7 protein-coding genes are annotated in these 11,778 nt (G+C 45.2%); 3 read left to right on the top strand and 4 right to left on the bottom strand.

Annotated features, from left to right (window positions below; translation table 11 throughout):
* Positions 1–310: 310 nt before the first annotated feature.
* Both ED312_RS23055 and ED312_RS23060 read left to right on the top strand, forming a co-directional pair.
* Positions 311–1,135: a 3-keto-disaccharide hydrolase gene (locus tag ED312_RS23055; RefSeq protein WP_123218381.1), complete on the top strand. Its 825-nt coding sequence runs from the start codon at positions 311–313 to the stop codon at positions 1,133–1,135.
* 15 nt (positions 1,136–1,150) lie between these two features.
* Complete coding sequence (locus ED312_RS23060) at positions 1,151–2,581, top strand: Gfo/Idh/MocA family protein (RefSeq protein WP_123218382.1); 1,431 nt, start codon at positions 1,151–1,153, stop codon at positions 2,579–2,581.
* A gap of 310 nt (positions 2,582–2,891) precedes the next feature.
* Here ED312_RS23060 and ED312_RS23065 read toward each other — a convergent pair whose 3' ends face one another.
* The 3 genes from ED312_RS23065 to ED312_RS23075 form a co-directional block, all read right to left on the bottom strand.
* Positions 2,892–4,490, bottom strand: a complete 1,599-nt coding sequence (locus ED312_RS23065) for a RagB/SusD family nutrient uptake outer membrane protein (RefSeq protein ID WP_123218383.1) — start codon at positions 4,488–4,490, stop codon at positions 2,892–2,894.
* Positions 4,491–4,509: 19 nt separating this feature from the next.
* Positions 4,510–7,746, bottom strand: coding sequence for a TonB-dependent receptor (locus ED312_RS23070; RefSeq protein ID WP_206363307.1), 3,237 nt, complete (start codon positions 7,744–7,746; stop codon positions 4,510–4,512).
* Positions 7,747–8,006: 260 nt separating this feature from the next.
* Positions 8,007–9,167, bottom strand: coding sequence for a FecR family protein (locus tag ED312_RS23075; protein WP_123218384.1), 1,161 nt, complete (start codon positions 9,165–9,167; stop codon positions 8,007–8,009).
* A 191-nt stretch (positions 9,168–9,358) separates the two neighbouring features.
* Between ED312_RS23075 and ED312_RS23080 the strand changes: the two genes are divergently transcribed.
* Positions 9,359–9,946: an RNA polymerase sigma factor gene (locus ED312_RS23080; RefSeq protein ID WP_170164611.1), complete on the top strand. Its 588-nt coding sequence runs from the start codon at positions 9,359–9,361 to the stop codon at positions 9,944–9,946.
* Positions 9,947–10,036: 90 nt separating this feature from the next.
* Here ED312_RS23080 and ED312_RS23085 read toward each other — a convergent pair whose 3' ends face one another.
* Positions 10,037–11,557 (bottom strand): carboxypeptidase-like regulatory domain-containing protein, encoded by a 1,521-nt coding sequence (locus ED312_RS23085; RefSeq protein ID WP_123218386.1) that lies wholly within the window; start codon positions 11,555–11,557, stop codon positions 10,037–10,039.
* Positions 11,558–11,778 lie beyond the last annotated feature (221 nt).

The following is an 11,778-nucleotide window of genomic DNA, read 5'->3' on the forward strand; positions in this document are numbered from 1 at the left end:
AGGCATAGCCATCAGAACATGACCACCTGCAAAGCAGGTGGGTTTTTAAGGTTAACTAAAATTATTGGGTTTTTAACCACTAACCTGATCTAAAAAAACAGGGAGTCAAATAAACATTTTTTTATATCTTGTACGCAATCCTGCGTGCCGCTTTGGTTTCCTCTGTCGAATTTATTCCGAAAAGGATTATGTGGTCACTTAGGAAGATTATAAGAGTCGAAAGTTATCGGCATGGGGAAATCTATTTTTCCGGTCCAACCATGCAAAAAGCGAACATTAACCTAAAATGCAATATCTATTTAAAATGAAGATGAAAACAAAAAAACGGCTAAGGCAGTTTGCCTTATTATCACTTGCTGTTATGGCTTTTTCCTGTAAAACCGATACGAAGAAGAAAACATCTCCGGAAGCAGTTACCGACGAAACGGCAGCACAGGAAAACCAATCCCAGGATTCCGAATGGATCTATCTTTTTGACGGTACCACTACCGAAGGCTGGCGCGGATATAATATGGACTCCCTGCCCCCGGGCTGGACCATAAAGGACAGTACCCTTACCTTTGATACCGAACTCGGCCTGGAACAGAATTACAAAGGTGGAAAAGATATCATTTACGGGGCCGAAGAATTTGACAATTTTGAGCTTTACCTGGAATGGAAACTTCCCGAAGGAGGAAACAGCGGTATTTTTTACCATGTAAAGGAAGGATATGACGGGCCGCCTGTGGTAGCACCGGAATACCAGCTTATCGATGATGAAAACTATGCCCGTATCCACGACCTTACCGCATATAATACCAGCCTGGGCTATACCGAAAAACCGGAAGAACTGAAACCGTTACAGCAGACGGGGGCCGATTATGCCATGCACCCCCCTGTTGCTGATAAGATACTGCATCCTGTCGGGGAATGGAACAGCTCCCGGATTGTGTTCACCCCGGAAAAAGTGGAACACTGGCTGAACGGAAAGCTTGTTGTCTCTTTTGTTCCCTGGGATGAAGCGTGGTACGAAAAGAAAAACTCCGATAAATGGAAGAACAGCCCGGATTACGGAAAGTTCAAAACCGGGTATATTGCCCTTCAGGACCATTCCAGTCCTATCTGGTTCCGGAACATAAAGATTAAAAAATTATAACCTGCCATACCAATTATGAACAAACGCGAATTTTTAAAAACAACCGGAGCCGGGGCCCTGGGAGTTATGCTGGCTCCTTCTTTGTTACATGCCGCCATGAACGGGAACCGTTTACGAACCGCCCATATCGGGGTGGGGAATATGGGAAATGAAGACCTGAAGGCCATTTCCTCTCACCCGGCGGTAGATGTAGTAGCCCTGTGCGATGTGGATGCCATTAACCTGTCCCAGGCGCACAAGCTTCACCCTAAAGCCCGTGTATTTTTTGATTACCGGGCTATGCTGGAGGAAATGGGAGACGAAATCGACGCGGTAATCGTATCCACACCCGACCATACACACGCCCCGGCTTCTATGCTGGCCATGCAGATGAGTAAACCTGTCTACTGCCAAAAGCCACTCACCCACTACGTATCGGAATCCAGGGCCATGAAAAAACTGGCTACAGAAAAAGGACTGGTGACCCAGATGGGCATCCAGGTGCATTCCTTTTACGATTACAAACTGGCTACACTGCTGATTCAATCCGGCATTATCGGGAAAGTACACACCGTACACGCCTGGTCCCCGAAAAACTGGGGATATGATGGGGCTCTCCCGGAAGGTGAAGATCCTGTCCCCCCGCAACTGGACTGGAACCTCTGGCTGGGAACCTCACCCATGAGACCGTATAAAGAAGGGGTTTACCACCCCGGGAACTGGAGAAAACTTATGGATTACGGTTGTGGCACCCTGGGCGATATGGGGGTTCATATCTTTGACACTCCCTACAACGCCCTGCAACTGGATGTGCCGAGAACAATAATGACCGAGTGCAGGCCTTCCAACGGGTTCGGTTACCCGGAACACAATACGGTGACCTATGAGTTCCCGGGTACCGAATACACGACAAAGTCCTTAAAATGGATATGGTATGACGGTAAAGGCGCCCCGGCAATGCATGAAGACCTCGCACTACCCGGCATGGAAAGCAAAAAGAACAAAAAGGAACAGGATAAGGAAGCCGGAGTTAAGGATAAAATATCACTTGATGCCAAGGTAGCGGGCGAAAACGAACTACCGGAACAGGGAGCCATGTTTGTGGGAGAAAAGGGCCGTTTATTATTGCCCCACTTTATGCAGTTACCCAGGAAAATTGTCAGGGGAAAGTATGTGGATATTTCCAAAGAAATCGCAAAGCTTTCCAAAGAACACAACCTGGGTGAACCCATTCGGAATTATGAAACCGAAGGACCCAAACACTATCACCAGTTTGTCGATGCCTGTCTGGGTAAAGGAGAATGCTCCGCACCCTTCGATTATGCCGCGCGACTGACGGAAACCATTCTTTTGGGGACCATTGCAGGTCGTTTCCCCGGTGAGACTTTACACTGGGATGCCGAAAATGCCAGGTTCAAAGAAGACAAGGCGAATACATACCTTGCCGGGGATTACAGGGAGTTTTAAATTACAGTATAGCTGTTTTTAAATTCTTTTCCCTGAAACGGACTGCATGATAACGCCTTCATGTAAACAGGGTAAGGCAAAATAACAGGGCGGGTGAAGGGCTTTCACCCGCCCTATCGTTTATCTAAGCCTTATTTTTCTTCTGAGACGGGCAATGACCCCGGGTATTCGGTATGGCAAAGTGATAATTCCCTGCTATGAAACAGAAAACGGGAAAGAAAAAATGAAAACCGCCCTGTCTTTTCAGACAGAGACGGTTTTCTACTAACTAACTCAGCTTTGTATTTTTTTATTTCAGACAAAAGTCCCGCTAATACCCGGAATTTTGTTTTAGATTCTTGTTTACCCTTAAACTGGTTTCATGAAAGGGCCAGAGATAATTAAAGGATTTAAAGGAACGGTCCTCTATTTTCAGGGAGGTCTTTTTTCCATCTGCCATTCTGGTATGCCCGAGGGCAGGCCTGTTTAAAACATCCTCGGCAATACGCCACCGGATAATATCATTATACCGCTGCCCTTCACCGGCAAATTCCAACCTGCGCTCGTTTCGTATAAGATCTATCCATTGCTCCTGGCTATAGGCATTGTAAGACGGTAAGGTTACATCGGCCTCCGTCATGTCCAGTCCTGCCCTTTCCCTAACCTTATTGATACATTCCCTGGCGAGATTATCCATACTATTGGTCATTATCTTTGCTTCCGCATATGTGAGCAGTACCTCCGCGTAGCGCAGGAGCCCGTATTCCATATTTCCGTCGCGAAAAGCATCGGCTTCAGAAACAAATTTCCGGAACCAGTAACCGGATTTACTTGCCCGTTGATTTTCGTAAAACATGGGGTTATTGGAATTATAAATATCGATGGTTTCCCCGTAAAACTCGTCCCCCGGTCCCATGATACTCGCCTCGTAACGGGGATCCCGGTTTAACTTGGGGTTCAGTTCGTATTCGTCTTTGGTATGCAACGGGCAATTATCAATAGGACGTCCCTGCAGGGTCCAGTACGAATCTACAAGCGACTTTAGCGGAACGCAGAACGATTGCCCGTTACCTGTACGGAAATGCGGTCCGAGATCGCGGAAAGAATACGTGGTGCTCCCGCTATGGCTTTCCTCATCCAGGTGAAGAATAAATTCATTGTTATCCGAGTCTGCCTCATACTGAAAAAGGTCCCTGTACACGGGGTGCAGGCTGTACTTACCACTTTCTATGATATCCCTGGCCAGTTCTGCAGCAAGTTCGTACCGTTCGTCATACAATGCGTAACGCATTATCAATGCCTTAAAGGAATATCGATTGAACATGTATTTGTTGGTGGTATACTCATCCGGTGGCAGTTTTTCCGCTATGTCCAATGCCATCGGAAACAGGGAATCCAGTATTTCCTTTTTTGGGGTCGCAGGCAAAGTGGCGTCTTCCAGCTCTGCAGGTTCCAGGAGGAACGGGACATCCCCCCAGCGGAAGGTAAGCCTGAAATAATGCCATATACGCAATCCTTTCAGTATATTTTCATACCGTGCACGAATGGATTCGTCTTCCACATAGGGTACATCTATATTAGCGATATAGGTATTCAACCGGCCAATGTGTTTCATATAAATGGTATAGTAAAACTCAAATGCACGGGTATTACTGTTTATATTGCCATTACCAATGCGCAGGTGATGGTCGTCCTCACTCCTCGCATAGGCATTATCGGACCTTCCGTCCATCATATAGAACAAGAGTCTGCGATTACTGTGGTGGGTAAATACGTCATAATAACTACTATAGGTTACCCGCCTCAGGTCATCTTCATCGATAAAAAATTCCTGGAAGGTAGTTGCTGTGGGATCGGTCTTGTCCAGGAACGACTCGCACCCGGACAAAAAGACAGATATAAAAATGCTGATTATGGCTGTTCTTTTCATTTCCTGTATACTTAAACGGTTATAATATGGTAAATCTGAGGCCTATACTGTAGGTTGCCATCCGGGGATAACTTCCGTTTCCCCCGTCTCTTTCCGGGTCGAGCCCTTCCCATCTGGTAAAGGTAAAGGCATCCTGGGCATTGAGGTATACCCGGAAGTTCCGGATGTTCTTTCCAATATTGGGAATGGTATATCCAAGTTGCAGGGTCTTTATTCGGAAATACGCCGCATTGCTCAGCCATACGTCACTGAGTACCGCATTGGAGCTCGCCCCGGTCCAGACCCGTGGAAACCTGCTGTCCGGGTTGTCCGGCGTCCACCGGTTGTTCATATAATACGTTCTCGGGGTTCCGAGGTTATTGTCCCCGCCATCCATTAATACGGGATAGCCTTCCATACCGTTCAGCCTCCCCAAACGCCTGCCTACCCCCTGTCCCAGCACACTGAAATCCCATCTGCGGTAATGCAGGTCCAGGGTAACGGAATAATTGAAATGCGGAAACGGGTCCCCGAGATTCACCTTGTCAAGGTCATTGATAATACCGTCACCGTTCCGGTCGGTGTATTTGATATCTCCGGGAATGGTATTCGGTAATTTTGCTTCCGTAGCATCCACGTCTTCCTGGTTTTGAAAGTACCCGTTACTCTCATAACCATAATAATTATCTATAGCAATACCGGGATACCATATTTTGTCGGGATTGTCCTTGAAAATAAGACTGTCGGATTTGGAATACCCGGCTTTTAATACCTTGTTCTTATTATCGAAAAGCATGGCTCCCACACTATATGAAAAATCCCCTATCCGGTCGTTCCACCTGGCAGAGACTTCCCAGCCCTCATTCTCTACTTCTCCTATATTTACCGCAGCTTCCAGCGAATTGGAGCCTGTGAGGGGCGGAACGGTTACCCTGGAATAGATCAGGTCATAGGAATGCTTCCGGTATATTTCGGCTGTAAGGTTCAAGCGGTCATTTAATACCGTAAGATCGAGACCGATATTTCCCTGCTTTTGTTTTTCCCAGGTAAAATTAGGATTGGGCACCCTTATGGTCCATCCCCATTCGTTAACAACCTCCTGCCACAGGTAAGGATCTACGTTTTCATTTCCTATAAGCCCGTAAGACAGTCTTAACTTGAGGTTGTTCACTATTCCCTTATCTTTCCACCCGGCCAGGAACTTTTCGTTATGAATATTCCATGCCAATGCTCCCGACGGAAAAAATCCCCAGCGATGGCCAGGGGCAAATTTGCTGCTCCCGTCCGTACGGCCTGTTATTTCCAGGATATAGCGATTGTCGAAGGAATAATTTAATTTGCCGAAAAAGGAGGCTTTACTGACTTCCCTGTAATCGGTATAGTTATACGTCATGATCTCGGAGCCTGCAATGAAATACAGTTTGTCCCTGTTGTTCCGGAGGTCCTTTTCGTAATTGAGATTTGCCCGGGCCGTTATCTGGCTGACACTTACCCCCTGTTCGGCATTAACACTGTTGGCCCATGTTGCTGCCGGTTTGCCGTCCCCGTCAAAAAACTTGAAGGTCGACCGTTTTTCTTTCCAGGCCGATTTATTGATCATATAGGATACGTTGCCGTTGAGCGACAGGTTTTCGGTTATAAAATAAGTGGGCCTGAGATTTATGGTACTCCTGTCGTACATATTGTTTCTCATCCCCCCGTGCCTGATGGAGGCGACGGGATTGAGATTATTGTACAATACGTAATGTTCAGGCAGATCGGAATCATAGAAGATATCCTGGGTAGGGTTCATTTTCCAGGCATCCCTGTACAAACCGTGCCCGTCGTTATTTACCATCAGCCGGTCTACCTGTAACCTGTGGGCATAAAAATCCGCCATCAGCACGAACTTGTCATCTATGTTGATATTGGTGTTGAAACGGGCACTGAATTTTTCACTTCCTTCACTGTTATTCAGTCCTTTGTCGGTTATATACCCCAGCATGAGGTTGAAAGTCCCCACACCTCCTCCACCGGATATACTCGCGGAGGTATTGTGTGAAAAGGCCCTGCGTTCCATCACCTCGTCCAGCCAGTCGGTATCCGCGTATTCTCCCCGGTCGGCAAGCCCTATCTGCTCTTCGGTAAAAAGCGGTGTTTGTCCCTGCATATTTCTGGCCTCGTTGTTCAGCCGCATATAGTCTGCAGAACCGACAAAATCAGGAAGGTCAATAGGGTCGCTCATGGCGGTCCAGGTGTGGATATCCACTTTAAACTGGTCTGTTACCCCACGTTTGGTCTCTATGATAATAACCCCGTTAGCCCCGCGGGAACCATACAGCGAAGCGGAAGCCGCATCTTTCAGTACGCTTATGCTCTTCACCTGGTTAGGGTCTATATCCGTAAGGGATTGTTCCATACCGTCAACAATTACCAAAGGGGCTTCATTCTGAAGCGTACTGATCCCGCGAATGGAAATATTGCCCGGCACCGAACCCGGCAGGTTGTTCGACTGCTGCATGGTTACCCCGGGAAGTGTTCCGCTGAAAGCTTCCTGGAGTTTAAAAATAGGACGGTACACCGCACGATCCATATTCATTTCCGCAACAGACGAGGCTACGTGTTCTTTTTTTATGGTATTGTATCCCGTTACTACTACTTCATCCAGTTTGGTGTTTTCTTCCGGCAGCGTAATATTGATCTCGGTCCGCCCCCCCGTCGGGACTTCTTTGTTCTGAAACCCTACCATACTGAAAATAAGGGTGGATTCTCCCCGGACAGCAAGCTGGTAATATCCGTTCTCATCGGTATTGGTCCCGATATTGGTACCCTTGACCAATACGGTGACCCCGAAAAGCGGTATCCCGTTTTCGTCGGTTACGGTACCATGTACGGGATCTTGCTGATAACCCCAACCAGGGGATCTTTTCTTCTTCCGATTGGCGGTAATAACTATCTGTTCTTTAACTACCTTATATACCGTACCGGTATTTTCAAAAAGTTCTTTCAATACTTCCCCGAGCTGTTTATCTTCTGCTACTACGGATACGAGCCTTTGAGTATCTATGTCTTCCAGATTGTAAAAGAACTTATATGCTGTCTGCTCCTCTATAGTCTCGAAGACTTTTTCCAGCGGTTCATTTTCCAGATGGAGGTTTACTTTTACCTTTTGTCCATAGGAGGTAAATGCCTGAAGCTGAAAAAGGGAGAGGACCATAAGGAGGGTAGTGATCTTCATTTTCAGGTCAAATTTTGGAGGATAATAACGGATACTGGGTATCCATAAAAGATTTTTCATACTTTTATGTTTTGGTGGTGGTACATTGTTTTACAATCACTAAAAGTCCCGAACGGGGAATGTGACGGCATTTCCCGTTCTTTTATGCCTTAAGTGATATTGGAATAATCCGGTAAGTTTACGGTGCTGTTTTACTTCACACCGGTGGTCCGGTAGGAACTGTTTTCATAATTATCTGTTTTTAATATTTGGTTTACAATGTCGCAGGGAATATCCCTTTATCTTTTGTTTTACAACATCACCATGCTCCTTACCGGATGTCATTTGCTTTCTTCGGGCCTGTCTATAATAATAATGTTATTGTGTATGTGATAACTGAACAAACGGCTTTCGGTAAAAGTCCGTAATACCTGTTCTATGGTTTCATTATCAAAAGTGGCCTTATACCTGCCCTCATTCAATTCCGTATAATTGTTCCGGATGGTAACATTGTATTTTCTTTCCAGTATTTTGAGTACATCTTTAAAGGCTTTGTTATCAAAAATGGTCTTACCGTCCATCCATGCAGTGTAATCATTGACATTTACCCCGCGTGTGGAGAACTGACCGGTATGGTGCTCCAGGGCTCCTATTTCCCCGGGAGACAGGGCTACGGGATCGGGGGACATCCCCGCGGTTTGGCTTCCATAGAGCGCTACCCTGCCTTTTGTTAATACTACCAGGGCCTCTTTATCCTCCTGATATGCGGTGACATTGAATTCCGTGCCCGTAACTTTAACATCCATTTTGCCGGTATGTACCAGAAAAGGGATCTGCCGGTTTTCGGCAACCCGGAAATAAGCTTCTCCGTCGAGGAAGACCTCCCTCGATGCTTCCCCGAATCTCACCGGAAAACGTAACGAGGTCCCGGCATTCATATGTACTGTGGTACCATCCGAAAGTTTCAGCTTAAATGTTTTGCCATAAGGCACCCGGAGCACATTAAAATGAGTTGCCGATATAGCATTGTCCGCCTCGTAATAGAGCGTATCTCCCCTCTGGGCTATAACCGCTTTGTTCCCCCTGCTTTTTATCTGGTGATCTTCACCAGGAATAATGGTTTGTATATTTCCGTTTTCCAGCTGCAGGGTGATTTTCTCATCCGGAATTACCAATTGCTCGCTACCCGGGGCCCAACGGAGGTACAAATAATAGCTTCCTGCCAGTAACAACATAAAAACAGCAGCATACTTCAGTAAATAACGGAGCCGGAATACCCGGGGTCTTTCTTTTTCCCGTACCCTGCTATTTATTTTTTTATAGGAGGTCTCCGCATCGAACTTATGCAGGGAACCCAGAATAAGATGACGAAGCTGTACCTCCTTTTTCAGGAACTCCCTGCCTCCCGGAGTCTCCAGCCATGAAAGGAGCTCTTTCTCTTCTCCGGGTAACAGCCGGCCTTCGAGAAATTTTTCTATAAGGTGGTCCGGTTTGTCTTTCATAAGGAACTATGTTGTCGTTTTCGGAGTCCCGCAAATTCTTTTGGTGGGTACCAGCACATATTTTTATGCTTTTCTATATAGTGTTACGCAGATTTCACAAAAATCCCCTACATCATCATCACTTTTTTTTGGAAAAGTTTTGTCCTATTTATAATTTACAGCCTTTTAAACTGAAGAAACCCCAAATAATCATGGAGTATTTTCCGGAGAACGAAATAAAATTCATTGCGGAAATACGATCCGGCAGTGAAGCCGCCTATAGGTCCGTTTATCTCCATTTTTATGAACGGTTGTGTATTTACATACTCAACTTTACGCCCAACAGGGAAATTGCGGAAGATGTTGTCCAGGAAGTGTTTCTGAAGTTATGGAACAACCGTAAAGGACTGAAACCCGGAGGCTCGCTCGGCGGTTACCTGTATACACTCACCTATAATGAATATATCAATATTTACCGTAAAAACGTAAAACAGAACAGGGAACTGGAACTTTTGCGTCTTCAGAGCCTTTCCGAACTGCTCCAGGACAACGATGATGTATTCCAGGAAAAACTGGAACAGGTAAAGAAAATTATAGACGAACTGCCTCCCCGCTGCCGGGAGATTTTTATTCTTAATAAACAACACGGACTTCGTCACAAGGAAATAGCTGCACAACTCGATATTTCGGTAAAAACCGTCGAAAACCAGGTAGGCAAGGCCATGGCCGTACTTCGTAAGAAAATAGCCGCCGAAACAGCTGTGCTGTTGTTCCTGCTTAAAAGTGCATTGAAAGGATAATTAATACATGTCCGGGTTATTTTACTAGCAATCCGATAGCGGCCCCGTATTCAGTAATAATTTTTTTTAATCCGGCCAACATACAATTATCTAATCTTCTGTACTTTTAAATTCCTTGATGGCCGCGTTAGGTTCTATGATGTTATACCCTTTCCAGAAATCAGGATCATATTCGGACAGGTATTGAGGTACTACATCCGGTTCCTCCGTATAATTATCATATGCCGATGCAGTTATAATGTTGTTATCAAAAACGATCATTTCCGATTTATCGCTAGCCCGTATTACAAGGTGCACATCACCGGCAACCTCATTCTGCTTCCGCCGTCCCTTTACGTGCTTGTTCTTTTCTATGATCTTTACAGGCCTTTTAATACCAACTTTCTGCCCTGTTTCTTCCTCCGCATATTTAAGTGCATATTTTCCCCTACTGTTTTTTTTGTATATCAGGGTTCCCTTGTGCATGTACTTGTTGAGCGATATCCCGAAAAGTTTAAAATTACGAAGCGGCTCCACATTTTCATAATCGACCCTGATCACGGCAAAATCATCCGCATTTACGTAGAGGGTCCCGGAATAATCGGCATTTCGTTTCGGTTTGAAGAAAATCTTGTAAACGACATAATCATGCAGGGTGGTAATGTTCTCCAGCTTAAATTCGTACTTGCGGCTTTTGTGAATAAAATTAAGGTCCGACTTTTCAAAGATAAAACTGCGGTGTTGTAATCGGGTAAGCAATCGCTTTTCATATTGCAGAAACCGTTTTTTGCGCTCTTCATTCTCCTTTTCGCGCTCCTCGATGAGCATTTCCGCCTCCTTGTTTTTTTCATCTCCGAAAAAGGATGAATCTATTTCGGTTTTGGTACCGATAAGTCCTGATTTGAGTTTAAAGTACGAATCCCGTTTCACATGATCCCTGATGATATGCTGTAACCGGTCCGTAAGCGCATTTACGGACATTTCGTTGTTTTTGTCATACAAATGCGAGGCTTTGATGATATGTAACTTGGAACCGGAATTGCCGGGAGCCATATTCCCGTAAAATTCCCCGAGGATTTCGGAATGGATAGAATTGTAATCCGGGGTTGCAAGCAGCAAACTGTCTACAAAAGGTTGATTGAATTCCGGGATGGTGCTTTTTTTCAAAGTAGCTTCTTTCTTGTCAAGGTAGGTATAATCGGATTTCCTGAAAAACAGTTTTTGTTTCAGCAGGTCAAAATCGTAATTCTTTTCCAGGCTGTCTTTCACATGTTCTATGATCTCCTCTGCCGTATAGTTTTTATTCAGAAGGACTACTTCATCCAATTCGAACGCTTTAGGTGACAGCACGATCAACGAATCTTTAAAACCGGCCAGCGGGAAAACCTTTTCTCCATATCCCAGACAACTGATATACAAGGAATCTCCTGCCATTGTCCCATTTTTAAGATGAAGTGTGAAATCACCGGATTCAGAACTTATGACCCCAATCTCATTATTGATGGAAACAGTGGCGAATGGTACCGGATTTTGATTTGTACTATCTATAATTTTCGCGGTAACGGACTGTTGGGCAATAGCATGGGAAAAACCGCATAAAAAAACGGGGAACAAGAGGTAAAAAAATCTCATACGGACTGGTTTTGATCTGAAATTAAGGTATTTCGCCAGAAGTCACATTCATTTTAATAATTTATTGACAAGATTTTATAAGTAATTAACATCAGCCCCTGATAACGACAATAATAGTTTCCGGAAATTAATCGCATTATGAAAATGCTAAATCGCTCTGTAGTAAAAATCACACCTTCTAAGAAGGTGGCTTTGGCTAGCCCCCATAGGGGACCTCTATG

Origin of the sequence: Sinomicrobium pectinilyticum (assembly GCF_003725735.1) — a bacterium.
GTDB classification, from domain to species: Bacteria; Bacteroidota; Bacteroidia; order Flavobacteriales; family Flavobacteriaceae; genus Sinomicrobium; species Sinomicrobium pectinilyticum.